Raw genomic sequence first — 26095 nt, forward strand, 5'->3', positions numbered from 1 at the left:
ATCCCACTCGCATTTGACTATTCGCTTTCAACAGCTTGTTCATAGGCATCATCCCGTAATGTTTTCAATAAGGCCTGCTTGATTTCTTTCAGCTGGACATCGATTCTGGCGTCGATGCTGCCGTAGGAGGTTCGAATCACGCAGCCTCCTTCCTCAATCGAATGCTCCGGTAAGATTTTCACCTCGACCTGGCCTTCGACCGATTCCAGCAATTGCTGGCGCTGATTTTGCACGAACTCGTAATCCTCCGGGCTGACACAAATCGAAATCATGCTCCGTTCATTGGAGTACAGTAAGCTTTGCTTAATGAGGTGAATGAGGGTTTCCGGATTCGCTGCCAATTCCTTTTGAATCACCTTTGCCGCCATGTTTACCGCCAATTCAATGACAAACGGTTCGGATTCTTTAATAATGCTCTTCTTCTCTTCATACGCTTTATCCAATACTTCCTGCGCCAGCCCGATTCGGCCGGCATAGTCTAGTTGGGATTGCTGCAGCCCTTCGGCATACCCCTCATTGAAGCCCCGGCGTTTGATTTCCTCAAGCTCCTGCATGACCTTTTCCTGTTCAGAAAGCTTCCATGCTGCCAGCTCCTGTTCGGTTTTTACTTTTTCTGCGGCAGCTAATTCTTGTGCCTCACGGATGATTTCAGCTGCCCGCTCTTCTGCATCTTGTAAGAGTTCCTCTGCAAAAGGGCCGGAGTTTAATGATTCGATTTCTTTTTTTACAGCCAAGTACTTTGTTTCGACAACCGGCGATATCGACGTTGCTTTAAAAAGATTAGATGACAACTTCTTCTACCCCTCGCCGTTCAATAATGATCGAGCCTTCCTCTTCAAGCCTGCGGATGATTCCGACAATCCGGCCTTGTGCTTCTTCTACTTCCTTAATGCGGACAGGACGATCGAATTGACTTTGCTCCTCAAGCATTTCGACGCGGCGTTTCGAGATATTTTTAAATATGGCATCCTTTAGGTCATCGCTGGCCATTTTCAACGCTAGGTACAAGTCCTCCCCATCAACATCGCGCAAAATCCGCTGAATCGAATGGTTATCAAGAAAGGCAATGTCCTCAAACACAAACATTTTTCCTTTGATTTCTTCAGCAAGACTGGAATTCCGCTGCGATAAAGCCTCTAAAATATGCTTTTCGGTGCTGCGGTCGACACCGGTAAGGATATTAACAATATTGTCAATGCCGTTGTTCACGGAGTAATCCTGAGACGTTGTCGTCGACAGCTTTTCCTGAAGCACTTCCTCAACCTGCCGTACCACCTCAGGGGAAACGGTATCCATCAAGGCAATTTTGGTGGCAATTTCCGCTTGTTTTTCCGGTGAAAAAGCTGCAAGGATGGCTGAAGCCTTTTTCGGTTCCAAATAAGAAAGGACAAGAGCGATTGTTTGGGAATTTTCATATTGCAGCAGGTTTAAAATTTGTACGGGCTCAGCCCGTTGCGCAAAGGAAAATGGTTTCTTTTGATTCCGTTCCGAAGATCTGTTCAGCATCTCCTTGGCCTTCTCCTCGCCAAAGGAAAGAGCGAGCACATCCTTGGCAAAATGTTCACCGCCGGTGGAAACCACCTGCCGTTCCGAGGCAAGATTGAAAAATTCATTCAACACATCTTCCTTGACCTTAGTGTCAATCCATTGGAGATGGGCAATCTCCTTTGTAATTAATTCCACTTCATCCTCATTCAATTGTTTCAAAATCGCAGACGACTCCTCTTTTCCTAAAGCAACCAATAGAATGGCGACTTTTTGAATTCCCGTTAACTTTCGCATGTTATCCCTCCTTTTCTTCCTTTAACCAGTACCGCAAGAGGTCCACAAATTCCTCGGTATTTTTTCCGGCCAGCTCGGATAATTCCTTTTTGACTGATTCTTTTTTATTTAAAGCGGACTCGAATTCGTCAAGCTTTTTCACTTCTAAAAATTCCGATGCCAGTTCAAGCTCGTTTCTCTTTTTCCGTCTTATTAATGCCGCGGTAACAAGACCCCCTAACAGCAACGCCAAGGCCGCTGCGCCAATCCATATATAATTGAGATAAGAATCCATTGTTGGCTCGTCCGCTTGAGCAGGCGCCAAATCCTTCTTACCGGCAAACTCGCGAGGAAACACAGTGATTCGGTTATTAAGGTCGGCTTCTGTTAAGTTGTTATTGTCTTTGATAGCCGTTCGAACCACATTCGCGAGGATGTTCCGGATATTTTCCTCAGTTTCCGGTGTTAAGGACGCCGGATTTTTTGGATTCGGCGGCTCGACGCCGATGTTGATCGTCAAATCCTCGATGGAATACGGGCTTTCGACCATTTCCTTTGTAATCCGGTTCACCTCATAATTGACACGGTTTACTTTTTCCTCATAATCATTCTTACCGGTGCTGCCGCTAGCGGCGTAAGCCGGAACATCTCCTTCCCCGGTTTCACCAACACCCCCTGGGACGGCACCCTCGCCGCTGTAGCTTTTTGTTACCTCTTCGACACTAACGGCAATCCCTTTATCCTCATTCAACGGTTCGACCAAGTTTTGCTGGGTCTTCACTTTATCGAAGTTCAGCTTCACAAATGTTTGAACCAGCACCTTATCTTGTCCAAGCATGGTGCCAAGCAATTGCTGGATGCTTCGCTGAATATCCGCTTCGATCTTCTGCTTGATATCCCGCTGGGTTTCATAGCTTTCCACGCCTTCAAGGGCAGCATCCTCGGAGTTGGTCAAACCTAGGAGCTGGCCATTTTGGTCAGTAATCACGATGTTTTCTTCCGGCAAGTCGGGGATACTCTTTGACGCCAAATGGTAGAGTGCCTTAATTTGCTTTTTTTCCAATTCATAGCCTGGTTCGAGGTCGACGATAATGGAGGCGCTCGCCTTTCCTTCTTCCGCCGGCCTGATAAATACACTTTCCTTTGGAAGAGTAATCATCACCTCGGCATGTTCCACTCCGCTTATTTTCGTCATTAAATTGGCTAATTGCCCTTGAATGACTTCCCGCTCAATGGCGTCTAGTTCACGGTCAGTGACCCCGAACTTCAAATCCTTCGTCTGCTCGGAAAAACTGATCGGGCCGCCTTTCGGATAACCCGCCGCAGCCAGATTGACCACCAAGTCGGTTGCTTCCTCTTTTGGCACGAGGATTTGCGTGCCATTGTTTGTGATTTCGTAATCGGTAACGCCTTGCTTCTCCAAAACTCCCTTAATTTCGCCGATTTCCTTTTGGCTTAAAGGATTGGCATAAAGTGGCACCAGGTTGGGTTTGGCCATAAAGAAAATCGTTAAACTTAGGATGGCGGCCAACAGGATAAACGTCCCAATATACAAAGTTTTATTTTTTTTACTCGCATTCTTCCAAAACTGCGAGAATTTTTCCTTGAAATCGGTGATTTTTTGATTCATTAACCTATACCTGCATTCTCATGATTTCCTGATAGGCTTCAACGACTTTGTCCCTTACCTGAGTAGTCATCTGCAGCGCGATTTGTGCTTTTTGCGCAGCAATCGTGACATCATGAATATTTTTAATTTCCCCTGTAGCCACTTTTTCCGTCATGTTCTCCGACTGGACAATCGTTTCATTAGCTTTCTGGAGTGCCTCACTCAATGTCGTAGAAAAAGAGGTCGAAGCAGTCTGTGTCGGTTGATTTTTTCCTATAAATGCAGTTGGATTCGAAAACAGCTGATCAATTCTCATTGGTTAATCTCCTTATTTACCAATCTCTAAAGCCTTCAATGCCATATTTTTTCCTACATTAAAGGCCGTGATGTTTGCTTCATAGGCGCGCGTTGCACTCATCATGTCGACCATTTCCTTTGTGATATCGACATTGGGCATCAGCACATAGCCGTCTTCACCGGCATCCGGGTGGGTCGGGTCATAGACTGGACGGAACGGAGTCTTGTCATCTACGATTCTTGAAACCTTAACACCACCCGCATTCATTTCATCATTTAAAAATTGACTGAACGGGGATCCCCCAGTCCCGTTTGCCTGCACCTCGACCATCTTTCTGCGATAAGGTGTCCATACCCCATCCACCAACTGCCCTCTCGTTGTCGTGGCATTGGCGATGTTAGAGGAAATGGTATCCATTTTCAAACGCTGCGTCGTTAAGGCAGAGGCACTATTGTTTAACGATTGAAACATTGACATGACGACTCACCTACCTGGTTCTAATGGCTGTTTTAAGTAAATTTAATTGTTCTGATACTTGGGTTGATAAGGTTTGATACCAGATGGAGTTTTTGGTTAATTCCGGCATTTCGCTATCAACATCCACTCCATTGCCGCTGTTTTGCATTATGTACGGCTGGGTGGTCATCATAGGCTGACTATGTACAGATGTACCGATTGGAATATGTTTTTGGTTCGTTCTTGTTCCGGCAAATCCAGAACCCGAAAGCTCCTGTTTTAAAATTTCTTCAAAGATGACTTGTTGAGGTTTGTAGTTAGGAGTGTTTACATTCGCGAGATTGTTAGAAATCGCATTGTTTCGTAAGGCACTAGCATCTAAAGCACCCTTTAGGATATTAATGTTTTGCAACATCATGTGTTCCCCCTTTTCGTCATTGGAATATTTTTCTACTCATTTGACCGACAAAAAAAAGACCACTCCGAAGAATAGTCTAATGGGGTAGATTATGACTTCTTCGGTAACTGGCTGGCATGATCAATAATTGATCGAAGCCCCTATAGCTTTGCGTCGCTGGATTTCCCCAGGTTTGCCTTTATCGGATTGTGTTTGTCGCTTTGGAATGCATAAAAAATGTCGAAATTTGCCTATGAAATTAATATTACAATGATTTAACTTTTATTACAATGGAAAATAACCAAAAAGAACTACTTCACAAAAAATTTACACATTTGATTTTGAAAAATAATCAAAAAGACCTACTTAACAAATAAATTGTTAGGTAGGTCTTACTATTTTCATAGCTTCCTTCCATGTTTCCTGCAATTCTGTCAACATATTCTGCACCTCTCGCAACAGCTGCTCATCCTTTTTGGTGTTTGCCTCTATCAATCTTTGTTTCATGTAATCATAGAGGAGAATTAATGACTTGGATACTTCGATATCCATGTCGAGTGTCACCATCAATTCACTGACAATCTTCTGCGCCCGGATAATCCGGTCATTGGTTCTTTCCCAATCCTTTTTCTCCATTGCCATTCTTGCCTGAAGGATAAATTTAATGGCCCCGGTATACAGTAATAGCGGCAGCTCTTCCTTTTTGGCAAATAACACCTGATTGTTTTCGTAGGATTGATAGGGGTTGTTTACTGCCATCATCTTTTCACCCTTTTATTTTCTTTTGTCATAAAACACTCCACTTGGAGCAACCGCCGGCTCCCCGTACTGCTGTTTGATGTTTTTCTCTTTTTTGACCGCCTGAATCGCTGAAAGTGCAATTTGCTTCTCTTTGGTTAATTTCTCCATGAGCTTTTGATCTAAAGGCTTGATTTGCCGGAGCATTTCTTGGATGTCGCCGTTCACCAGAATGCTCCCATGGCACTGGTCAAGTTCATTTATTGTTTCAATGCATTGTTGGCGTTCTGCCAGCAGCTGTGTAATCTGTTCAGCTGTTACCTCCGCCAATAGTCTTAATGTCAGCTGATGGTACTTAGTCAACAGTGCCTGCTTTTGTTGATGCAAGATTACATTCCACCGCCCATTTGCTGCATTAACCAGCTGCTTTGGGTATTCGCTTTTTGGATCGCCTGCTCCATTGCCGTGAACTGCTTCCAATAATAACTTTCTTTCGTTTGCAGCCGCTTCTCCCAGGAATCGATTTGCTGATCGAGCCGATTGAGGGCCTTTGATAAATAGGAATCACTTGAAAAACCAGCGGCCTTGGTGATATCCTTCATCGTCTCGTTCAACTGGTCATACATTCGCCATGCAACTCCGCTATTTTGAAACTCTTCTGTGTTGTTCACGGTATTATTGGCAGCTGGGCCGGTATCGTGCTTTTTCGAAAAAAGTCGAGCAACATCCTCAATATTGTTTTCAAGAGCAGCTTTTAATTTTTTTTCATCAATGACCAACTTGCCATTGTCGCGGTAATTGGTGCTTGGCGCAATGCCGATTTCCGCTAACGTATCAAACTGGCTGTTCATCACGGCAGCGTCTTTATCGCTAACCTTGGCATATAAGGTTTGCCGCATTTTATCAAGGGCGGAAGCGATGATCCGGTCACTGGCCAATATCCCGCTCTTGGCCTTCTCCTCCCACATTTCGATTTCCTTCTCCTTCATGTCCTTCTTCTGCTCATCTAACAAGGGGGCAAAACCCTTTTCGCGTTTTTCAGTCGTTTTGTCGCGAAGCGCTTTAATCGTTTCGTTATATTTATCGACAAAACCTTTGATACTGTCAAAAATCGACTCGACATCGGCTCGTTTCGAAATAGTTACCGTGCTCCCTGCTGGAATTTCGGTCTTTAGGTTAAAGGTCACCCCATCGTACGTAAACTTGTTGCTGGTAATGGTAAGAGGCGTTCCGTTAATGATAACCTCTCCAGGTGTGGCGTTGACGCCTGAGTTCCCGATGGCGCCTGATAAGTTTCCGGCTGCAAAATCATTTTGCGACCCGCTGATGGTGCCGGCTGCGATATTGAATGGGTTTGCCCCATTAGACAGATTAGCGATGCTGATTCCCGTTGCGGCGTCCTTCGATGTAAAAATAATCGCGTTGTCGCCGCTTGAATAGCTGGCTGTGACTCCTGTTTTTGCGGACAGGGCATTGATTTTCGTCAGTGAGCTTTGAATCGTGTCCGTGCCGTTCAGTTCAATTGTTTCGTTATTTAGGGTAAAACTGAAGCCCTTCCCGGTACCCAATTCTGTTTTATCATTCGCCACTCCCGCTGCGGCAAATTTAACGGAGGAAGGAGTTCCCGGCTGATACAGTTTGGCAGCGGAAATCACGTACTCACTTCTGCTCGGCTGACCGGATAAGGAAACCTCCAGCTTATTCGCATCCGATGAAGTAAGCTTGCTCTGCTGAAAGGTAGATTGTAATCTGAGCGCCTCCATCGAGGAGCGCAAATCAAGAAATTTTGTGTTTACATCGCGATAGGCATCCATTTTCCACTGAGTTACCGTCTTATTTTGGATGACTTTATTTAACGGGATTCTTTCCGCGTTCATTAATTTGGCCACGAGCGATTCGGTATCCATTCCAGATGCCAATCCGGAAAACCGCAGATCGTTACTAATCATAAAGCGAAGCCTCCGATCGTTTATCTATATTGGTTAACGGCATTTTCGACAGTAGTGTTTAGTTTTTTGGAATAAAAAAAGGCCTGATATCGGCCTTTTTTCGGTTAATTAATCGTTTTATTTAAAATTTCGGTCACGCGGATACCGAAATAATCGTCGATGACGACGACTTCGCCTTTGGCGACAATTTTGCCGTTAATCAGGACATCGACCGGCTCGCCCGATACGCGGTCCAGCTCGATAATCGAACCCTGCGAAAGCTCCAGCACTTCGTTAATTTTCTTTTTCGTCCGGCCGAGCTCCACCACAAGCTCTAATGAAATATCCATGAGCATATTCAAATTGACCGATTCTTCTTCACTCTTTTCGGGTTCATCGGGCAAATCCTGAAAAACAAATGGCTTCGTCTTCGATTGATTTTCTCCTAATAAAGCTTCAAGCTCTTCTCGTGAAATTTTCCCATCGTTACTCATGTTTTTTTCCCTCTTTTTCTACAACAGTTTCAATTTCCGCTGCCAGCCGCGTCTTTTTAACCCCCGGCTTGACCAAGAATTTCACTTCTTTTCCGACCATCGCCTTTAACGGTTCATCATAAAGCTGGTTGAGTTGGATGACATCGCCGACATTTAACGATAAAAATTCCTCAATGGAAATCTTCGAGCGCCCCAATTCCACGCTTAACGGGATCTCCAGCCCTTCAATTTTAGACTTTAACAACTTTGATTCCTGCTTGTTCTTGGCATGACTGCGGGGTGAAAACAATTGATAGGATGATAGCTTCGGCAAAAACGGCTCAAGAATAATGTACGGGATACAAATGTGCATTTGCTCCGTCATATCACCGATTTTTATCGTAAACGCGATGACAATCACGGTTTCATTGGGAATCGCAACCTGCAAAAACTGCGGATTGGTTTCAATGTCAATCACCTTCATGTCGACATTCATGAGATCTTTCCACGATTTCTTTAAATTTTCCACAAACCCTTCGAAGAGCTTATGAAGAATATTTTGTTCAATTTGTGTTAACGAGGCTTTTTCCTCAGTAGAAACTGCGAGCTCCCGGCCTCCTAAAAGACGATTGATAATCGCAAAAGCCATTTTCGACTTTAATTCCATGATCATCCGGCCCTTTTCGGAGGTTTCAAACACGTTTAAAATCGTGTACGCCGGCAATTGCTTGATGAATTCCTCATAAAGCATTTGATTGACCGATACCACTTCCACCTGGACAATGGTTCGTAATTGCGTGGAAATCGCGGACGCAAGCTGGTAAGCGAAATTATCGTGAATTCTCGTTAATACCCGCACCTGTTCCATTGATAAGCGTAGCGCCTTTTTAAAATCATAGACTTTCACATCATGGTTGTTCTGAACAATTCTTTCTTTCATCGTGTAGATTCCACCGCCGTAAAGAGCTGCAACGGGAAAACTAAGCTATTTTCCCTCACACTCTATCGTTTTAAATTCACTAGTTCTTCTAAAATTGAATCGGATACGGTAATCACTTTGGCATTCGCCTGAAAACCGCGCTGTGCAGTAATCATTTCGGTTATCTCTTCGGAAAGATCAACATTCGACATTTCCAGCTGGCCTGAAACAATCTGACCAGCATGATTAAATTCTCTCTTGTCAATCAAGTCCTCAATGCGTGGTGCGGTAAAATCATTATTCATTTGCGCATTGCCTGTTAATTCATACAAGGAACCGCCCACTTTTTTCAAACCGCCCGGATTAGAGACAACCACCGTGCCTAGAGTTGTAATCTCATCGGAAGTGCCTGCAGGAGTGACCCCTTTGATAACCCCATTATAATCAATTGTGTAAGAAACATAAACATCCGTATCGATTTGGATTGGATTTCCTTCGAAGTTGAGCACTTTATAGCCTTGCGGATTGACGAGGTTGCCTGCTCCGTCAAGAGTGAAGTTTCCTGCTCTCGTCATGTATTTCGCATTGCTGTCGTTTTGAACAACGAAAAATCCATCTCCATCAATATATAAATCGGATGAAAGGTTGGTCGTCATTGGGCTGCCAGGCGTGTGCATCGTATCAATGGCCGCTGTTTTCACACCGAGCCCAATTTGCACCGGATTGGTTCCACCTGAACCGCCGGCAACCGGCGAAGAACTGCCCCGGACCGTTTGGCTTAACACGTCCTGAAACATGATTCGGCTTTTCTTATAGCCGACTGTATTCACGTTGGCAATATTGTTACCAATCACATCTAATTTATTTTGGAACGCCTTCATCCCTGATACACTTGAATTTAATGAACGCAGCATTTGTCATACCTCCGAGTAAAATTTTTATGGTAGTTGTTTTGTTTTTTGCAGGAACGATATTTTGCGTTTATCCATTTTGCGATGACGTGTCTTTCGCGGAAACGATCGTTTCTACAGGAATCTCTTGGTCATTTATTTGGTAGAAAAATTGAGTCCCCTTCTTGATCACCCCGATCACCTGGCCACCCTCTGTCAGGCCGGTATCGGAATTCAGCCAGGATACTTCCTTGTTGATCATATGGGAATACTGGCTGATGTCGGCGGTTTGCGAATGGGCGAATTGATTAAAGGCTTGATTCAGATTGGACATTTGTTCAAGCATGCTGAATTGCGCTAACTGGACAATAAATTCTCGGTCCTCCATCGGCTGGGTTGGATCCTGATTTTTCAATTGGGTGGTAAGGAGCTTAAGAAACACATCCTTGCCTAACGGGTCGCTCGTTGGCTTCGTTTGTTTGCTTGTCATGCCGGCAGCTGTCTGCATGCGGGTTTGAGTATCGATAGTTGGCACGTTGCTAATCTCCTTTTATGCAAGAATGTTGATGCTGGTCTCGGACCCTTTATGAAGGTACGTATCAATTGTGGTATGGCTTTGATAAAATTCATCACGATTGGGCTTCTTGTTGGCAAAACGCCGCTGATGCTGCTCCTGTCCTGACTTTCCTTCCGGCTGGGAAAAACCGCTTTGCGGCATTTGCCCGCTGCTTTCACTTTGAGCAATCTCGATTTTATCGATTTGAAACCCTTGCTGCTGCAGGGCGGTTTTTAATACTGACACTTGCGATTCCAGCATCTCTTTCCCGTGAGCCGTTTCAGCTGTAATTTGAGCGAAGACCTGCCCCTTTTCAATTGTGATTTTTACGTCAATTTCGCCGAGGTGTTCCGGGGTCAGAGAGAATTTCGCTTCCATCAACTCGGTGGACTTTGTATGATGTTTCAACAGCCCGATGACCTCTGTAACAAACTGTTCCCTTGTAATTTTCGATGATTGGGAAGTGGAAGTTTGCTCCGGTTCCTGTCCGGGCGTATGTAATGATTGAAAAATGACCTCTTTTCCGTGGAACTGCCGTTGAAAATCAAATTCGTTCTCGAATTTCGGGATAGGCTGTTGCGCGCTTGTCGACTCGGTTCCCGGTTTTAGAAGATTCGTAACAGCTGTTTGGTTAGTGCCGGATTTTTCAACGGTTTGCTGTTGATTCGGGTTTTCTTGTACCTGCGCCATTTTTTCGATTGACTTGAAAACATCCGCTGCTGGTTTCTGGATGTTCGGTTCTTTATTTTGCACGAATGGTACTTGATCCTTAGCTGTCACTGCTTTGGTTTGAAGCTCTGTTAGGTTATCAGGCTGGGTGAAGATGAGGCCCAGCAGATCCTCCCGCATTTCTTGGCTCTCTTCTTGAGCAGGTTCGGTTTCCGCCGTTTCAACAGCCAATATGGGTGAAAAAAGGTCTTGGGCAGTATTAGATCCCGTCCCATTTTTCAACTGATTCAACAGCTCGATAAACGCAGCGGCATTTGGTTGATCCGTTTTTTGATCGCTGCTTTTGTCCGATATGATTTGTTGGGTTGTGCTCATGGATGCGGCTGGAATCACAAATGATGCTCCCTTCTAGCAAAAGGTTCTATTTTTCAAAATAAAAATAGTCTAGTAACTAATCAAATTTTCATTTTAGCCGATATAAAGTAATATATGAATAGATTTCAATTTACAGGAGTATGAATGATGACGTATAATCCGATTTCCACAGATTGGTTTAAAAATATGGCCTTATTTTCAATTTCAAGGAGCCTTGTCGGCAAGGATACCACTCCGGTTCCAAACGGTGATATGTTTACCTTTATGCTGCAGGCCCTATTAAACGGGCAGTCTGCGAATGCTAGCGAAGCTTCTCCGACCGGGAATATCGTTTCTGGTAATGCCTCGATGGTTAACATGATAAAAGATTATACCCATCTAGTTGGCAGCAATGTTACTGCGGCATTGGATTTCACCGATAGTTCGGGTGCTAAGCTAGATTCCGTGCTTAAAGGCAAGTTAGCCGGCATGGGTGCCAGTTTCATGGAAGCCGGCAGACAATATAACATCAATCCCAATCTGCTCGCCTCCATTGCGATGCACGAAACCGGGAACGGCTCATCCAGAGCAGCCAGCGAGAAAAATAATATCGCCGGGATGATGGGCAAAAATGGCCTGCGAAGCTATGATTCTGTTGCCGACAGTATCTTCGATATGGCGCGGAACTTAAGAAAAAATTACTTGGATAAAGGTTTCGACACCATTGCCAAAATTGGCGGGAAATACGCCCCAGTCGGCGCCGCCAACGACCCAACCGGGTTAAATAACAATTGGGTCAAAGGCGTAAACAACTTTTACTATTCGTTAATTTCATAACCTATGAAGAGGCTGCCCCTTTGAAGAACATCATCTTGGGCAACCTCTTTATTTTTTTGCTTGTGAAACAGGTCTTATCTGAAGTTGAGGACAGTTTTCTTCATTTTTTGGAGCATTTTGTCCCCAAGCAAGCTTATTGAGAACACTTCTTCCGATTTTTTGGATGGTTGTGTCTTCAAGACCCCTTTTTGAGGACACTTACTCTCGTTTTTATTGGGCTTTTTATCCTCAAGAGCCTTTTTTGAGGGCACTTCCACCCGATTTTTAAATGATTCTGCTTTCAAGTGCCCTATTTGAGGACACCTCCACTCGTTTTTATGGGGCTTTTTGTCCTCAAGAGCCTTTTTTGAGGGCACTTCCACCCGATTTTTGAATGGATTTGTCCTCAAGGGGCATATTGAGGCTTCTTTATGTTTTTTGGAAGGTTCTTTCCCCAAATTAGTTTTTTTTATTACTTTTACGGTCGTGCTTCCGACAACAAGGTAACCGTCAACGATGGCGCGAAACTCTAGATATTCTTCCTCCTCATCCCAAACAAAATCTTCACGGTTGAATTTGAATTGGCCTTTTTTCGCTTGGTTCTCTAAGCCTTTACTATCGTTATTGGCAGGGACACCGTTTATTTCTGCTGTCGATAAATCCACTTTTGCAAAGCTATATGGTTTCGGCAGCGTGACCTGAACAGTAAACACGCCTTTGTTGCCATTGATTACTTTCGGTAAAACTTCAATCGTGGCCTTAATATAAGCGGAAACGGTTTTAGTCACAGTCGTTTTTAAGCCGGCATGATCGACGGCTGTAATTTTAATCGTATTAACCCCCGGTTTATCAAGAGTGACTTTACCAGTGGTGTTCACAATGCCATTGACTTCCACAATTGTCTCTTTGATGCCGGATAGATTGTCGGTAGCTTGGTAATTTAAATCTAGAACGGCTCCAAGGGCATAATCCTTTGCAAAATCAGCTTTTATCGTCGGCGCGGTTTGATCGATTTTCACTGTTGCAGTTTTGGTCTCTTCCACATTACCTGCCGCATCAACACTGTAGAAGGAAACCGTATGGGTGCCTTCTTTTTCAACAACAAAGCTTGTGCCTTCGACAAACTCAGAGCCATTGATAGAGTAGTAGGTTGCTTTGACGCCGCTTAAATCATCAGTTGCGGTTAGCTCTACATTCACTTTTTCGGTATACCATTTGTCCTCAACATTGCTTACGGTTGTTGGTGCAGCTTTATCTGTTTTCACTTCAATTGTATGTTTTTCTTCAATATTTCCAGCATTGTCGACGCTATAAAAAGCAACTTGATTTACACCTTCTTTATCGAGTACAAAGCTAGTGCCTTCCGCAAACTCAGAGCCATTGATAGAGTAATATGTTGCTTTCACTCCGCTTAGATCATCGGTTGCGGTTAGCTCAACATTTACTGCATCTGTATACCATTTATCCTCAACATTGCTAACAGTTACAGGGGCGTTTTTATCTACTTTCACTTCGACAGTTTGTTTTCCCTCAATATTTCCGGCATTGTCGATACTGTAGAAGGTAATCGTATTGACTCCTCCTTTATCAAGCACAATGCTGGTTCCTTCCTGGAAGTCAGCGCCATTTACGGAATAGTACGTGCTATGGACACCAGAAAGATCGTCAACTGCCGTCAGTTCAACTGCGACATCCTGGTTGTACCAGTCGCCGGTTGTGTTGGCAGTGGTTGTCGGTGCTTCCTTGTCGATTTTGACTTCGACCGTTCTCACTTCTTCGACGTTGCCAACATTGTCAACACTATAGAACGAAACGCTGTACACGCCTTCTTCTTCAAGAGCAAAGCTTGTACCTTCTGCAAATTCTGAACCATTTACAGCATAATAGGTTGCCTTCACTCCGGACAGGTTATCCGTTGCGGTTAATTCAACATTCACATCTTTGTTATACCAATAAACACTCGTATTAATAACTGTTTCGGGAGCTTGTTTATCGACCTTTACGTCAACTGATTTGACTTTTTCGACATTTCCGGCGTTATCCACGCTGTAGAAGGAGACCGTGTGTACACCTTGTTTATCAAGAGTGACGCTTGTCCCTTCAACAAAATCGGTTCCGTTAATGGAATAATAGGTGCTCTTGACGCCGCTTAAGTCGTCAGTGGCAGTAAGAGTGACTACCACATCCTCTTTTGACCACTCCAGATTTGTCTCTGCAGCCGTAACAGGCGGTGTAACATCGGAAGCTTTTTCGATATCAACCGTAACGGTTGCATAGTCGATCGATTCGGTTCCGTCATGAGTGACTGGGACGATCAAGTACTCGTGGGTGCCTTCTTCTTCAGGAGTCGGTACTGTATAGGTTGGATCTTTTGTTGTTCCGACAAGGACACGCTCGCCATCCACTTCTTTATAAACGTTATAGGAAGCTGCTTCTTCTACCGGTTCCCATGAGAGATTTATCTTATCGCCTTTTACTTCGGGTTTACTTGCTTCTGGTGCTGGTAATACTGGCACGACCTCCGCCACAACAACATTTGAGTAGGATGATTTTCCGAAACGGTCGGATTTTGCGACCACTGTATATTCGTGTTTGCCTTGTTCTAAATCTTTAGCCATATAACCCGTTTTAGTAGTAGTGCTAATTAGGGTCGGTTGGCCATCTATTAATTTATAAATCTCATATTCATTTGCATATGGTACGGAAGACCAGCTAATAATTGCACTATTTGCGGTATCCATATTCAGGATAGTCCTAGGAGCCTGTATTTCAGGAAAATCAACCGTTACATCATATTCCTTTGGTGCAGATTCACCAAAACGGTCACTAACTGAAACAATTTCAAACGTATAATCCCCTTCAGGAAGATTGCTTAAATAGTAAGAACGACTAGTTGTCGTAGCAATGAGGTCCTTTTGATCACCATTAATTTGATAAACCTTATAATTTGTTGCATATTTTATGGATGACCATGACAGAAATAAATCATTTCCATTATAGAAATAGGAATTGATTTGATCTGGCGGAAGTATTTCCGGATAATCGATTAGCACATTGATTTTACTGCCTTCCTTCGATTCTCCAAATCTGGAGCTATAGGAAGTAACTTCAAAAACATTTTCTCCCTCAGGAAGGTTCGAAATATATTGTCTTATATTTACCGTAGTGGCAAGAAATTCCCTTTCACCATTAACAATTCGATAAATATTATAGGATTCGGCATATGGAGCCTCTTTCCAGCTTAGCGTTGTATTATTAACGTCATAAATATAAGACGTTAAGCCTTCAGGCCCGGACATAATCGGGTACACAACGTTTACAACAAAGGAGCTTGCTCTTGATTCACCATACTTATCGTTGTAAGAGGTTAACGCGTATTCATGCTGCCCCTCTGAAACATTGGTAATTGTTTTGCTCAACGTGGTCGAAGTAGCAAGTAATTCCCTTTGCCCATTTTTCACTTCGTAAATTTTATAGCCATTTGCAAACTCAACAGCATTCCATTTTAACGATACATCATTACCGTTATAAATAGTTGATGTCATTCCATTAGGCGGCTGCATTTCAGGATATTTAATCGTAACTTCGATCGTAGTTGATAACTGCGACTCTCCAGCACTATTAGCGGCTGTAATTGCATAGGTATGAGTCCCTGCTGAAACACTTGGAAAATAGCGATTTAGATTCGAAGTTTGACTTAATTGAACTTTTGCTTCACCTTGAATCTCATAGACTCGATAAACAGATGCTCCACTAACAGCGTCCCATCTTAAAATGACATTATCAAGCCCATCGAGAGTAAAGCGCACATTTGTCGGTGCATTCGGGATACTGGCGGCTAATGCTGATGTAATCGGTGAAAATAACTGCAATAGTAAAACAGCCAGGACCAACCAAGAAAGTTTCTTCTTTAATTTTTGCATACCCTATTCTCCTTATCTTTCATAGATAGCCTAAAAAGAAGTCCCTTCTTTTAAGAGACTTCTTTTCAATTTTAAAAAACTAGTTCTTAACCACGAAGAAGCTGTAACACACCTTGAGGCTGCTGATTAGCCTGAGCCAGCATTGATTGAGCTGCTTGAGAAAGAATGTTATTTTTCGTAAATTGCATCATTTCATTTGCCATATCAACATCTCTTAAACGAGATTCGGCAGCCGTTAAGTTTTCAGATGAAGTTCCAAGGCTGTTGATGGTATGCTCTAATCGGTTCTGAATAGCACCTAGCTTAGAACGTTCAGACGAAACAGTGCTGATCGCTTTATCTAAAACATTTAAAGCTTTTTCAGCGCCAACTTCACTCATTAACGAGATATTTACACCATCTTTCTTAAGTCCAAGAGCCACTGAATCCATTGCGTTAATACCGATTTCTAATGTCTGTCCGGAGTTGGCACCTACATGGATGGAAACGGTGTTGTTGGCAGAACCTACTGTTATCGTAGAGACATCGCCTGTAGCAATAGTGTCGTTAAAGGATAATTGCAGGTTAGAAACTTGAACCACAGAGTTGGAACGAACTGCAATTCTGCCATCGCCTTTGCCCGCTGCACCGTCGCCGTTAATATCTACTTTCGCAATAAAGTCATCCTTGTTCCCGGCAACCTGGATTTGTTGAAGTCCGTCATTCGTTCCGCCATTCATTTCTTGATTGAATGAAGTACGGACAATTCCTTCTGATGATGAAGCTGTGATCGTAATGGTACTAATATCATTGGCAGCGCCGGATTGTCCAGTAATCACCAACGAGTTAGCTGATGATGCTGCTAAGTCAAGACCTAAAGCATCTGCGTCTGCTGTAGCAGCACCGCCAGCTGTATCCACTGAAACAGATGCTGCACCTAGTGTATTTTTAACCGATGCCATAAAGTCATCTAGAGTACTTTCAGCTGTTACCACATAAACTGAATTCTTCACCTCGCCGCCAACAACTGCGGATAGAGAAATTTCATCTCCTACTTGGAGACCATAGTTGCTAGTGCCATCGCCTAGGTTAGTTAGTTTAGTTCCCCCAGTAACCTGTGCAGGCGTTGTACCATTATGATCCATTAATGTGCCAGTCTGCCAAATGGATGCAGTCGCTGCAGCTAAAGGACCAGTAGTTGTTACCGTTGTAGTTCCTGCTGCTGCTGTGGAAGAAGCAACGACATTTGCAACTGCTCCTCCTGTTGATTGAGCAAATTTAGCAGTTTTTGAGATATCACCGTTTAGAATCTTGAAGCTGTTGAATTCTGTATCGTTGGCAACACGGTCGATTTCATCGATGAGTTGGTTAACTTCTGTCTGGATATTTTGTTTGTCTTGTGTTGTCGAAGTTCCGTTGGCAGCTTGGTTAGCAAGCTCACGAACACGCTGAAGAATGCTGTGTGTTTCGTTCATTGCGCCTTCTGCTGTTTGGATTAAGGAAATACCGTCTTGAGCGTTACGAGATGCCTGATCCAAACCGCGGATCTGCGCTCTCATTTTTTCAGAGATTGCCAATCCAGTAGCATCGTCAGCCGCACGGTTGATACGTAAACCTGATGATAATTTTTCCAAGTTCTTAGATGCTGCGTTTGAGTTTGCACTTAATTGGTGGTAAGCGTTTAGTGCGGAAATGTTATGATTAATTCTCATATCTTTCTTTCCTCCTATTTTTTCAAAAGTTTTGTTATTACCTTGCTACTAATAAGTAACGACATTATTTGCGGAGTGGAGAGTGGCTAGAGAAGGTTTTTTCGATATTTTTTCTCAAAATAAATAGGCTACTTACATTTCCTGCCGACACATAAAAAAAAGCACCCCGCATTCCACGAGGCACCCCTATAACCAAACTATATTAACGTAAAAAATCCACCAAAGTAGGCTGGATCGCCTTTGCACCTGACGACAGCGCTGCATTCAAAATCGTTTGCTGAGTAGTGAAGTCAGTGATAACTTTTGCCAAATCGGCATCTTCCGCTTTCGAAAGGATTTTTTGGGTTGTCAGTTCCGTCTCATCCAGGCGATTGACCATCATTTCCAGACGGTTGACATTGGTCCCCACGACAGAACGGTGGGCCAAAAGGTTGTTGAGCTGCTTATCCAATGTGCCCAAGAGCTGTTCGGGATTGTTACCCACTTCCAGTTCACCGGCAATTTTTTCAACCGTTTCGATTAAACTCAGGCCATCAGCTGTAAAATCAAAAATTTCCGTCCCGTTCACATTGACGTTCATGTAGATGCCTTGGCCGACGTTCCATGACAACGGATTGGGATTGCTATTCACAAACTTCCCATCCTGAAACGGGGCCGTGTCGGTATCCGTTCCAGAAAACAAAAAACGGTCGCCGATTTTAGCGTTGGCAATATCGCTGATTTCGCCAATCAGCTGTCGCAATCCTACTGCAATTGTCTGCCCCGATTCCTGATTATTCACGCCATTGCTGCCTTGAACCGTCAGCTCGCGCGCTTTTTGCATCACCTGCGTCAAGTCGTCCAAGGCTTTATCCGTTGCTTCGAGCCAATTCAGCCCATCCTCGGCATTCCGCTTGAACTGCTCGGTTTCCACCAGCGCCGAGCGGTAGGACATAATTTGAATCGACTTCACCGGGTCATCCGACGGCTTATTAATTGCCTTGCCGGATACGATCTGTTCCTGATACTGACTTAACGAACGATAATTTTGCTGGATATTCCGAATCATTTGCACACCCAGCATTTTTTGTGTAATCCGCATGACTTACTCACCCCCGCTCAAAAATTAAATACCAACTCGCCCAGTTCCATTAATTAATTTATCAAGAATTTCATCCATCACGGAAATGTAGCGGGAAGCGGCATTGTACGACTGCTGGAACCGAACCATATTGATCATTTCCTCATCAATCGAAACCCCGGAGACGGATTGACGCCGATTTTCTGCATGCTGCACCAGCAAATCCGCGTTATTCTCCTTTTGCATCGCCTCTTGCGTTTTAATCCCGATTTCACCGACTATCGTCCGGTAAAAATTATTCAGCGTGCCTGATTGATTGGAAAAAGACAGGCCTTTAAATTTCAAATCATTCAGCATATTGGCGTTTTGTGCATCCCCAGTGTTTGCCGCTTGTGCTGCTGCAATTTTATTTAGCGAAGCCACAATCAACGGATTAACGGTAATATCACCAGCCGTTGTAGGAGAACCGCTGCCAGCCTTGGTCACAAAAAACGGAATTTGCTCAAGAGGGGCAGTCGGGTCATTTTTTCGATTTTGGATATCATCCAAGTTCATCGCGTTGACGCCCGCATGGATGCTGTTGACCTCTTGGCTGAACATCGTTACCATTTCATTGATTTTTGCCATAAAGGAAGGAAGGTCTTGCGTTAACGACTCCACCATTCCCGCGATTTCTCCGGACTTCAGCGTAATGCTTTGCCCGTTCAACTTCGGCTGGTTACTGGCGCTGTCAAACGTTAGCGAGAAGCTTTGGTCCCCATTGACCAAATACTCCTGGCCGATGTATAAATCGACCATGCCATTGGCCATAGGCTTCACTTGAATGTCAGCCATTTTTGAAATCCGGTCCACCAGCAAATCCCGTTTGTCCATTAAATCGTTGGGCTGCTGCCCGGAAGCGATCATTTTTGCGATTTGCGTGTTTAACTCACTAACCTGTTTGGTCAGATTATTCATTTCGGTCATTTTTGTAGTGATATTATTTTTTATATCAAGGCTTACATTGTCAATAGAATCTGAGATTTGATTAAACTGATCCGCCAGCGCCTGACTGTTGGAAAGCACCACCGCCCGGGCCGCCAGACTGTCAGGCTCCTTCGACAAATCCTCCCACGACTGCCAAAAGCGGTCGAACGCCGCCTGCAAACCATTATCGGTAGGCTCGTTTAACGTCTGCTCAATTTTTGCAAGCGTATCCTGCTTGACACTCCAATATCCGAGCTGCTCATTTTGCGTACGAAACTGGCCATCTAAAAAAGAGTCCCGGATGCGGGTAATTTCCTTTGTGTCAACACCGGTTCCCAGCTGATACGGGCCTTTTCCGGCATTCATCCCCGGGTAGGTAAGCGGGTTGGATGCTTCGGTGATGGCTTTTTGCCTTGTGTATCCTTCGGTATTGGCATTCGCGATATTGTGGCCGGTGACACTTAGTGCTGTGGACGATGCAAAAATGGCCCGTTTTCCTAGTTCAATCCCGTGAAATGTTGACGTCATCTGGCATCCTCCCTGTTACACCTTTGCGTCGAAAAAGCTTCTTGACGCGTTTGACGGCGTGTACTGTTTCGCCGAATAGGTCAGCGGTTGTTCTTGTTTTTGTGTGAATAGCCCGAGCATGCTGTTGATGTACTGCAAGGACGACTCAATGAGCTGCCGGTTTAAATGGTTCTGCTGCTCTAAGGCTGCTAATTTTTCTTTGAGTTCGGTTTGATAGTTTAGCAGTTCGCCACGTTCTTCGGCTGCTTCCGCTATTAACTCACTCAATGTCTTTGATTGGTAAGCGATGGTTTCCTGCTGGCGTCGTTCTTCAAGCTGGCTGATCTCTTTGATTAACGCAGATTCTTTTGGAAAAATCGCAAGAAGCTGCTCGGAGTCTCCCTTGATAAGTGCTGCTTGTTTTTCCTTTCCGACTACGAGCAGTTTCTCATAAACGGTCATCATTTCTTGTAAAATCGTTTTTAACGGCTCGGACGATGTCATTTTTCCGACCCTCTGTCCCAGGATTCCAGCAACTTTTCGGCGATTTTGCCGCTGTCTGCTTTGTAGGTGCCGTTTTCGATTTGCTGCTTCAGTTCCTGGATTCGTTTTTCGCGTTCTGCACTGATTTTTTCCTGTGCCGCCGGAGAAAACTCGATTTTGTCCACTTGGACCTTTTTGCTCACGTCCGCCTGCGGCGCTTTGTTGACATGATTTTGATAGGATTGATACGCCTGAATCCGGTTGAAATCATTAATTTTCATATCGACCAGCTCCTTTCTTTTTTCAAAAATATCTATTCTGCAAGTTGAAAATTGTTATCCGCAAGTTGGATGCGCTTATTCGCAAGTTAGGCTCCGTTATTCGCAAGTTGGATGGTGCTATCTGCAAGTTGGAGGCTGCTATCCACAAGTTAGACGTCGGTATCCGCAAGTTGGGCGCTGTCAACCGCAAGTTGAACCCTGCCATCTGCGAAGGTGGATGCCGGTATCTAACCAGTAATCTATATAATCTAATAACGGCCCAATCACCAAAAGTGTTTAGCCCCCTTTTCATATTTCGTGCTTGGTGGTAAATTTTTTATATTGGAGAAAAAAGATAAGGGGAAGAGTATGACGTATTTAGTCCTTGCCATATGTATGGCGGCAATATTCATTATCTTGGTATTAGTAAAAAACATTTCGCCAAAGAAAACAAAAACCCTGCCGAAAAAGCCGAATCGACGGACAGCATTCCGGCTGAGTCTCTTGGATCAGGTTTGCTGGTTCCACGATTCTGCATCTGAACAGCCGGTTTACAAAGGGGCCATCCGGGACATCAGCATTACCGGGATGAAACTTCACTCAAACCTGGAATTACCGGATATCAACGAAATAACAGTAGAATTTGAAATGGGCGAGTTCTTTGTGTTAACCGGACAAATCAAACGGCGAAAGCTTTTGGAAAACGATTTGTTTGAATACGGAATCCATTTCAACCCGCTGGACCCGAAAACGGAGCAAACACTTTTTAAGGTGCTCTGGGACAAAAGCAAAGAAAAGATCGTTGTATAAGAGAAAAGAGCCATGACGGCTCTTTTTTTGTTTGGACTTAAGCGCACCCCGCCCTTAACTCCTAATAATCCCGTTGGCAATCCCCATCATCTGGTCGGCGAAGGAGACGGATCTGGAATTGAACTGGAAGCCGCGCTGTGTCGTGATCATATCCGTGATTTCTTTGCTCAAGTTGACATTGGAGCCTTCAAGATAGCCCTGATGAATCGTTGACGTCGTATTGACTAAAACCTCATCAGCATTCCCGGTAAACCGATAGACATTACCACCCTCACCAATCAACTTTTGCGGATTGACAAAATCGACAATCGCAATTTGCTGGTTCGTAGACGAAACCATGCCATTCCCACTCACAGCAAATTCGACCCCATTCGGAATCTCCACGGGACTGCCGGTTTGGTCCAACAAAAAGCGGCCATCCGCATTCGCCAGTCGATAGGTGCCGTCACCGGTTGGACTTTGTTGAAAGGCGCCGTTCCTTGTGTAGAAAACCTCGGTACCATCGCCATTACCGACCCGAAAAAAACCAGTCCCGGTAATCATGATATCAAAGGGGTTGTCGGTTGCTTTGGCCGCCCCCTGGTCAAGCGCCAGCTGTGAGCTGCTGACATGCGTGCCAAAACCGAGGCGGATCCCATTTGGTGTCACCCGGCCGAACTCATGTTGGACAGCTTTTTGATTTTCGATGGAAACCGCCAGATTTTCTTCGAAGGATGACTCTCTTCGTTTGAACCCAACTGTTTCTGCATTGGCCATATTATTTGAAATGGTATCCAATTTTTTTTGATAGGCGTTTAAGCCGCTTGTGGCAATATAAAGCGATGTATTCATGGTTCAAACTCCTTTTTACACTCGTCCAATTGAATTTAACAGCTCCAGTGAACGATCATAGGCCTGCAGCACCTTCTGATTCGCTTCATAAAGCCGGACATTTTCCATCATGCTGGTCATCGTCATCGTCGGGTCAACGTTTGATTTTTCTATCATCTTCTGATGCAGCGTGGCACCAGCTGGCAATTCGGCCAACAATGCCGGAGTGTCCCCTTCCAGCCTGAAGGTTCCGTTCCCTTCCTTGATCAAATCATTAGGATTTTCAATTAACACCAGACCAATTTGGCCGAGGATCTGGCGTTTCGCCGGATCATCCGGAAACAGGATGATTTCCCCTTTTTCACTAATCGACACATCTCCGCCAGTGCCAATCTCAATCAGATTTCCAGCCTTGTTTAAAACGCCGAACCCCTCCGTCGTCCGCAGCTGTCCCGCTTCATCGACCGTAAACCGACCGTTTCGGGTATAGCGAGTTTCCCCAGCAGCATTCGTTACCGTAAAAAACAAACTTGGTTTTTGGCTATTTTGCAGTGGAATCGCCCTGTCATTAATCGCGACATCAAGTGGGTTGTCCGTACTCACTAAATCCCCCTGCAGAAAGCTCGAGATATTTTCCTGCACATAAACACCCTGCTGCATCGAGCCAATCCAGGAATAGCCCGGCGGATTCGGGCTGTTTTTTGAATCATTGATGCGCTCTAGCAGCATTTCAGGAAAGGCCCGTAACGTGGAGTCCACTTTCTTATAGCCGGGCGTTTCAATATTCGCCAAGTTATTCGTTAACGCCTCCTGCCGTCTTTGCAGCGCAATCATGCCGGAAGCGGCGGTATCAATCCCTCTAAGCATTGTCATTCTCCTTTTCTCGTAAAAAATTTACTGGATTAATAGTTTCGTCGTGTAAACATTAATAATTTTCCCCTGGGAGAATCGTTGATTAAGACGGTCCTTCAATTTCTGCTCAATGCTTGCAATGTCCTTGAAATCTTCTTTGTTCGATTGCGAAAGGAGTTTGATAATATCGCTCTCAATGATTGGGACCACTTTTTCCGACTGCTTCTTCGTTTTCTTGGAATCTAGCTCAATCGAAAACCGCACCTGAATCAAGTTGTCGGAATTAAGATTGGTGCTGATCGGCTCGGTTTGAATCGTTTGCTCGGCCAGCCGGTCGAGCGTCATTTCCTTGGTGGTACCGGGGTTCTTTTTGAGATATTGATAGCCAAATAGGCCACCGGCAGAGAGCACGGCAAGAATAGCGCAAATCATTACAAATCTTTTCACATGTGTTCACCCTTTACTCCGTGTCGAATGTCACAGATACAAGTCGATTAATAGACCTTTGATTTCCCCTATTTTATCTAATAATCGAATATTTGCATCCTCTTTTTCCAAAATTCCCTGTGAAAGCTCCAACAACTGCCGATCAATTTCTTTAATAATTTTTAGCCTTCTCCCCCTATTCATTGGCGTAAAAGATGCCGTTACTTCTAAGGAGAGGCCAAATTTCACCACTTCCTGCAAAAAAACTTTAATCAATTTTTTATAGCGCTGCAAATCGGCTAGGGTTCGCGAGCGCACTAATCGTTCTCCCTGCTTTTGGATGCCGTCCATGAGGGTGGTTAGATGCTCTTTTGCAAATTGGGTTTTTGTATCTTTCAAAATCTGTTGAAAAGAGGCTGAATCGACTTGTTTTGTTTCTTTTGGAAAAAACATTTTTTCGTTACTGACACCAAAGCCTTGACTGACTTTCAAAGGGAACACCTGCCAAACTCAGTTATTGTCGATAATTGTAAACATTATAAATTTTTACTAGAAAAAAGAAAAGGGGAAAAATCATGACGACATTAATCGGACTTGTACTAGCTATTGTTTTTATCGGTGTTGGCATGGTGCTAAAAGGCGTTTCGTTTGAGGCCCTTGCGAACCCTGCTGCCTTTTTAATTATTTTTGGCGGAACGATCGCTGCCTTGTTCGTCGCGTTCCCGCTGAGTGAACTAAAAAAATTCCCAATCCTATTGAAAATCGCTTTTTCCGAACCAAAGCTGCCGACAAAGGAAGCGGTCATCGAGATGATGGTCGAATGGTCGATGGTTGCCAGACGAGAAGGAGTATTGGCTTTAGAGGATATCTCTGAATCGGTCGATGACCCATTTTTAAAAAATGGATTGGAAATGATTATCGACGGCAGTGACCGCCGCCAAATGGAGGAAATCCTGTTTGACGAACTAGAAGCTACGGCAGAAAGGCACAAGGCCGGCAGTCTTATCTTCAGTCAAATGGGGATGTACGCTCCGACACTGGGTGTTCTGGGCGCAGTGGTCGGATTAATCGCGGCCTTGGGAAATTTGCAGGACATGGATAAGCTCGGGCACTCGATTGCCGCTGCGTTCATTGCTACGCTGCTCGGGATTTTCACCGGCTATGTCCTATGGCACCCGATTTCCAACAAACTGAAACGCATTTCAAAAAAAGAACAGGACCTAAAAATCATGATGATTGACGGCTTGATGGCGATTCAAGAAGGTCTGACCCCGAAATTAATCGAAAGAAAAATGACCGTATACCTGCCTGCAAAAGCACGGGGCAAGAAAGAGGAAGGATTTCGTGAACAGGCGGAAACGGCATGACGATGAAGGAGACCAGTGGAGGCACTCGATTACAGGAGGTATGACCGGTGAAGAAGCGGAGGCTGCAAGACCATGAGGAACATATCGACGAAAGCTGGCTAATTCCATACTCGGACCTTTTGACCTTGCTGCTTGCCTTGTTTATTGTGCTGTTTGCTTCTGGCAGCATTAACACAGAAAAGCTTCAGCAAATTATGATTTCGATGAATATGGCGATTAATGGGAAAGACAGCAGCATGATTTTGGAGGACACCGCTGGGGCAAATGCCATAAAACCAATCGATAAAAGCGGCAACGGCCAAAGTAAGCTTGAGGAAAATCAAAAGCTGCAAAGCCTGATGGCTGATATCCAAACCTATATCGAAGCGCGGGGTTTGGAGAATGTCATCACCATCCAGGACGAGCCTAAGGGAATCAAGCTATCGTTAAAAGACGTCATCTTGTTTGAGTCGGGCAGTGATGAATTAAAAGGGAATTCGTTGACAATTCTCAGTGATTTGCTTGATTTAATAAAAGGTGTGCAAAATCCGATCAGCATTGAGGGTCACACCGATAACGTCCCGTATACCGGATATAGGTTTCAGTCAAACTGGGAACTATCGGCGGCGCGCGCGTTATCCGTGCTTTATTTTTTTGAGGGAAATGGCATTCCGTCCGGTAAACTGCAATTTGCCGGATTCGGCGAACAAAAGCCCATCTTCCCAAACGATTCGGACGAACACCGCCAAGTTAACCGAAGAGTTGACATCATTATTCTAAAAACTGAACAGTAATACACGGACTAGGTTGTTTAAGTGAAGGGAGTGGATAGTCAGAATGAATTCATTTATGTGCAAAATTAAAAACGAGTGGCACTACTTTCGGATGCGGTATCACGAACAGCTTCTTGAAAGCTGCTTAGATCAACATTTAAAAGGGAAAATCACTAAAAAGATTTCTTACCATAAAACACGGTGCTATGCTGGTGCTGCCCACAAACTTGCCGAGGATTGAGACCTACTAGGAAGGAGTCTCCAATGGCTTTTGAAAGGGTGAGAAATTTGTCGAGAAATGACGATTTTTATTTTAAAAACAAG

29 protein-coding genes and 1 riboswitch are annotated in these 26095 nt (G+C 44.3%); of the genes, 5 read left to right on the forward strand and 24 right to left on the reverse strand.

The annotated features are described in order from the left end of the window. Positions 1–17 precede the first annotated feature (17 nt). The 14 genes from M3234_RS01260 to M3234_RS01325 form a co-directional block, all read right to left on the reverse strand. Positions 18–791 (reverse strand): FliH/SctL family protein, encoded by a 774-nt coding sequence (locus M3234_RS01260; protein WP_262302938.1) that lies wholly within the window; start codon positions 789–791, stop codon positions 18–20. After that, positions 781–1782 (reverse strand): flagellar motor switch protein FliG, encoded by a 1002-nt coding sequence (gene fliG, locus M3234_RS01265; RefSeq protein WP_262302939.1) that lies wholly within the window; start codon positions 1780–1782, stop codon positions 781–783. The genes M3234_RS01260 and fliG overlap by 11 nt, the downstream gene beginning before the upstream one ends. A gap of 1 nt (position 1783) precedes the next feature. After that, positions 1784–3391: a flagellar basal-body MS-ring/collar protein FliF gene (fliF, locus tag M3234_RS01270; protein WP_262302940.1), complete on the reverse strand. Its 1608-nt coding sequence runs from the start codon at positions 3389–3391 to the stop codon at positions 1784–1786. A gap of 4 nt (positions 3392–3395) precedes the next feature. Then, a complete protein-coding gene (fliE, locus tag M3234_RS01275; protein WP_262302941.1) occupies positions 3396–3686 on the reverse strand; it encodes a flagellar hook-basal body complex protein FliE in 291 nt (96 codons plus the stop codon). A gap of 12 nt (positions 3687–3698) precedes the next feature. Further along, complete coding sequence (gene flgC / locus M3234_RS01280; RefSeq protein ID WP_396953920.1) at positions 3699–4139, reverse strand: flagellar basal body rod protein FlgC; 441 nt, start codon at positions 4137–4139, stop codon at positions 3699–3701. Between the two features lie 16 nt (positions 4140–4155). After that, positions 4156–4542, reverse strand: a complete 387-nt coding sequence (gene flgB, locus M3234_RS01285) for a flagellar basal body rod protein FlgB (RefSeq protein ID WP_262302943.1) — start codon at positions 4540–4542, stop codon at positions 4156–4158. Between the two features lie 99 nt (positions 4543–4641). Next, positions 4642–4729, reverse strand: a riboswitch (cyclic di-GMP riboswitch). 173 nt (positions 4730–4902) lie between these two features. Further along, a complete protein-coding gene (fliS, locus tag M3234_RS01290) occupies positions 4903–5283 on the reverse strand; it encodes a flagellar export chaperone FliS (RefSeq protein ID WP_311315617.1) in 381 nt (126 codons plus the stop codon). Positions 5284–5295: 12 nt separating this feature from the next. Next, positions 5296–5646 (reverse strand): flagellar protein FliT, encoded by a 351-nt coding sequence (locus M3234_RS01295; protein ID WP_262302944.1) that lies wholly within the window; start codon positions 5644–5646, stop codon positions 5296–5298. Positions 5647–5648: 2 nt separating this feature from the next. Further along, positions 5649–7208, reverse strand: coding sequence for a flagellar filament capping protein FliD (gene fliD, locus M3234_RS01300; protein WP_262302945.1), 1560 nt, complete (start codon positions 7206–7208; stop codon positions 5649–5651). A 104-nt stretch (positions 7209–7312) separates the two neighbouring features. Continuing rightward, positions 7313–7681 (reverse strand): flagellar motor switch protein FliN, encoded by a 369-nt coding sequence (fliN, locus tag M3234_RS01305; protein ID WP_311315618.1) that lies wholly within the window; start codon positions 7679–7681, stop codon positions 7313–7315. After that, entirely contained in the window at positions 7674–8600 is a 927-nt protein-coding gene (gene fliM, locus M3234_RS01310; protein ID WP_262302946.1) for a flagellar motor switch protein FliM, read from the reverse strand. Before fliM ends, fliN begins: the two co-directional genes overlap by 8 nt. Positions 8601–8662: 62 nt before the next feature. Next, positions 8663–9493: a flagellar hook-basal body complex protein gene (locus M3234_RS01315; RefSeq protein ID WP_262302947.1), complete on the reverse strand. Its 831-nt coding sequence runs from the start codon at positions 9491–9493 to the stop codon at positions 8663–8665. Positions 9494–9560: 67 nt separating this feature from the next. Continuing rightward, a complete protein-coding gene (locus M3234_RS01320; protein WP_262302948.1) occupies positions 9561–10004 on the reverse strand; it encodes a flagellar hook capping FlgD N-terminal domain-containing protein in 444 nt (147 codons plus the stop codon). 15 nt (positions 10005–10019) lie between these two features. Continuing rightward, positions 10020–11087, reverse strand: coding sequence for a flagellar hook-length control protein FliK (locus M3234_RS01325; RefSeq protein ID WP_262302949.1), 1068 nt, complete (start codon positions 11085–11087; stop codon positions 10020–10022). A 126-nt stretch (positions 11088–11213) separates the two neighbouring features. On the opposite strand from M3234_RS01325, the gene M3234_RS01330 reads away from it, so the two are divergent. Then, entirely contained in the window at positions 11214–11885 is a 672-nt protein-coding gene (locus M3234_RS01330; protein ID WP_262302950.1) for a glucosaminidase domain-containing protein, read from the forward strand. A 74-nt stretch (positions 11886–11959) separates the two neighbouring features. On the opposite strand, the gene M3234_RS01335 is transcribed toward M3234_RS01330, so the two are convergent. The 6 genes from M3234_RS01335 to flgM form a co-directional block, all read right to left on the reverse strand. Then, the gene (locus tag M3234_RS01335) at positions 11960–15787 is read right to left on the reverse strand and encodes an OmpL47-type beta-barrel domain-containing protein (RefSeq protein WP_262302951.1); all 3828 of its coding nucleotides are present in this window, start codon (positions 15785–15787) and stop codon (positions 11960–11962) included. A gap of 86 nt (positions 15788–15873) precedes the next feature. Then, positions 15874–17478: a flagellin N-terminal helical domain-containing protein gene (locus M3234_RS29145; RefSeq protein ID WP_285858183.1), complete on the reverse strand. Its 1605-nt coding sequence runs from the start codon at positions 17476–17478 to the stop codon at positions 15874–15876. 202 nt (positions 17479–17680) lie between these two features. Next, on the reverse strand, positions 17681–18559 hold the full coding sequence (gene flgL, locus M3234_RS01350; RefSeq protein WP_262302952.1) for a flagellar hook-associated protein FlgL: 879 nt from the start codon (positions 18557–18559) through the stop codon (positions 17681–17683). A 24-nt stretch (positions 18560–18583) separates the two neighbouring features. After that, entirely contained in the window at positions 18584–20032 is a 1449-nt protein-coding gene (flgK, locus tag M3234_RS01355; protein WP_262302953.1) for a flagellar hook-associated protein FlgK, read from the reverse strand. Between the two features lie 15 nt (positions 20033–20047). Then, entirely contained in the window at positions 20048–20515 is a 468-nt protein-coding gene (locus M3234_RS01360) for a flagellar protein FlgN (protein WP_262302954.1), read from the reverse strand. After that, positions 20512–20775 carry a flagellar biosynthesis anti-sigma factor FlgM gene (gene flgM, locus M3234_RS01365; protein ID WP_262302955.1) on the reverse strand — a complete coding sequence of 88 codons (264 nt, stop codon included), beginning with the start codon at positions 20773–20775 and terminating at the stop codon, positions 20512–20514. Before flgM ends, M3234_RS01360 begins: the two co-directional genes overlap by 4 nt. A 348-nt stretch (positions 20776–21123) precedes the next feature. Here flgM and M3234_RS01370 point away from each other — a divergent pair, with 348 nt between their 5' ends. Then, positions 21124–21564, forward strand: a complete 441-nt coding sequence (locus M3234_RS01370) for a PilZ domain-containing protein (RefSeq protein ID WP_262302956.1) — start codon at positions 21124–21126, stop codon at positions 21562–21564. 54 nt (positions 21565–21618) lie between these two features. Here the strand turns inward: M3234_RS01370 and M3234_RS01375 are convergent, their stop codons facing one another. From M3234_RS01375 to M3234_RS01390, 4 genes are read right to left on the reverse strand one after another with little or no spacing between them, the layout of a single operon-like run. Next, positions 21619–22395, reverse strand: coding sequence for a flagellar hook-basal body protein (locus M3234_RS01375; RefSeq protein ID WP_262302957.1), 777 nt, complete (start codon positions 22393–22395; stop codon positions 21619–21621). Positions 22396–22410: 15 nt separating this feature from the next. Continuing rightward, complete coding sequence (locus tag M3234_RS01380; RefSeq protein WP_262302958.1) at positions 22411–23241, reverse strand: flagellar hook-basal body protein; 831 nt, start codon at positions 23239–23241, stop codon at positions 22411–22413. A gap of 27 nt (positions 23242–23268) precedes the next feature. After that, entirely contained in the window at positions 23269–23673 is a 405-nt protein-coding gene (locus tag M3234_RS01385; RefSeq protein ID WP_262302959.1) for a flagellar basal body-associated FliL family protein, read from the reverse strand. 30 nt (positions 23674–23703) lie between these two features. After that, positions 23704–24144, reverse strand: a complete 441-nt coding sequence (locus M3234_RS01390) for a YaaR family protein (RefSeq protein ID WP_262302960.1) — start codon at positions 24142–24144, stop codon at positions 23704–23706. 83 nt (positions 24145–24227) lie between these two features. Between M3234_RS01390 and motA the strand changes: the two genes are divergently transcribed. Genes motA through M3234_RS01405 form a run of 3 tightly spaced genes read left to right on the forward strand, consistent with a single transcriptional unit; the run spans position 24228 to position 26012 of the window. Further along, positions 24228–25019: a flagellar motor stator protein MotA gene (motA, locus tag M3234_RS01395; RefSeq protein WP_262302961.1), complete on the forward strand. Its 792-nt coding sequence runs from the start codon at positions 24228–24230 to the stop codon at positions 25017–25019. Between the two features lie 47 nt (positions 25020–25066). Further along, complete coding sequence (locus M3234_RS01400; RefSeq protein ID WP_262302962.1) at positions 25067–25792, forward strand: flagellar motor protein MotB; 726 nt, start codon at positions 25067–25069, stop codon at positions 25790–25792. A gap of 43 nt (positions 25793–25835) precedes the next feature. After that, complete coding sequence (locus M3234_RS01405) at positions 25836–26012, forward strand: hypothetical protein (RefSeq protein WP_262302963.1); 177 nt, start codon at positions 25836–25838, stop codon at positions 26010–26012. Positions 26013–26095: the final 83 nt, after the last annotated feature.

Source organism: Neobacillus niacini, from assembly GCF_023715785.1.
Taxonomy (GTDB): domain Bacteria; phylum Bacillota; class Bacilli; order Bacillales; family Cytobacillaceae; genus Neobacillus; species Neobacillus niacini_E.

Coding starts and splice junctions, on each gene's coding strand:
- fliG (WP_262302939.1), bottom strand. CDS start 1,782: ATGCGAAAGTTAACGGGAATTCAAAAAGTCGCCATTCTATTGGTTGCT.
- fliF (WP_262302940.1), bottom strand. CDS start 3,391: ATGAATCAAAAAATCACCGATTTCAAGGAAAAATTCTCGCAGTTTTGG.
- fliE (WP_262302941.1), bottom strand. CDS start 3,686: ATGAGAATTGATCAGCTGTTTTCGAATCCAACTGCATTTATAGGAAAA.
- flgC (WP_396953920.1), bottom strand. CDS start 4,139: ATGTTTCAATCGTTAAACAATAGTGCCTCTGCCTTAACGACGCAGCGT.
- flgB (WP_262302943.1), bottom strand. CDS start 4,542: ATGATGTTGCAAAACATTAATATCCTAAAGGGTGCTTTAGATGCTAGT.
- fliS (WP_311315617.1), bottom strand. CDS start 5,283: ATGATGGCAGTAAACAACCCCTATCAATCCTACGAAAACAATCAGGTG.
- fliD (WP_262302945.1), bottom strand. CDS start 7,208: ATGATTAGTAACGATCTGCGGTTTTCCGGATTGGCATCTGGAATGGAT.
- fliN (WP_311315618.1), bottom strand. CDS start 7,681: ATGAGTAACGATGGGAAAATTTCACGAGAAGAGCTTGAAGCTTTATTA.
- fliM (WP_262302946.1), bottom strand. CDS start 8,600: ATGAAAGAAAGAATTGTTCAGAACAACCATGATGTGAAAGTCTATGAT.
- M3234_RS01315 (WP_262302947.1), bottom strand. CDS start 9,493: ATGCTGCGTTCATTAAATTCAAGTGTATCAGGGATGAAGGCGTTCCAA.
- M3234_RS01330 (WP_262302950.1), top strand. CDS start 11,214: ATGATGACGTATAATCCGATTTCCACAGATTGGTTTAAAAATATGGCC.
- M3234_RS01335 (WP_262302951.1), bottom strand. CDS start 15,787: ATGCAAAAATTAAAGAAGAAACTTTCTTGGTTGGTCCTGGCTGTTTTA.
- M3234_RS29145 (WP_285858183.1), bottom strand. CDS start 17,478: ATGAGAATTAATCATAACATTTCCGCACTAAACGCTTACCACCAATTA.
- flgL (WP_262302952.1), bottom strand. CDS start 18,559: ATGCGGATTACACAAAAAATGCTGGGTGTGCAAATGATTCGGAATATC.
- flgK (WP_262302953.1), bottom strand. CDS start 20,032: ATGACGTCAACATTTCACGGGATTGAACTAGGAAAACGGGCCATTTTT.
- M3234_RS01360 (WP_262302954.1), bottom strand. CDS start 20,515: ATGACATCGTCCGAGCCGTTAAAAACGATTTTACAAGAAATGATGACC.
- flgM (WP_262302955.1), bottom strand. CDS start 20,775: ATGAAAATTAATGATTTCAACCGGATTCAGGCGTATCAATCCTATCAA.
- M3234_RS01370 (WP_262302956.1), top strand. CDS start 21,124: ATGACGTATTTAGTCCTTGCCATATGTATGGCGGCAATATTCATTATC.
- M3234_RS01375 (WP_262302957.1), bottom strand. CDS start 22,395: ATGAATACATCGCTTTATATTGCCACAAGCGGCTTAAACGCCTATCAA.
- M3234_RS01380 (WP_262302958.1), bottom strand. CDS start 23,241: ATGCTTAGAGGGATTGATACCGCCGCTTCCGGCATGATTGCGCTGCAA.
- motA (WP_262302961.1), top strand. CDS start 24,228: ATGACGACATTAATCGGACTTGTACTAGCTATTGTTTTTATCGGTGTT.
- M3234_RS01405 (WP_262302963.1), top strand. CDS start 25,836: ATGAATTCATTTATGTGCAAAATTAAAAACGAGTGGCACTACTTTCGG.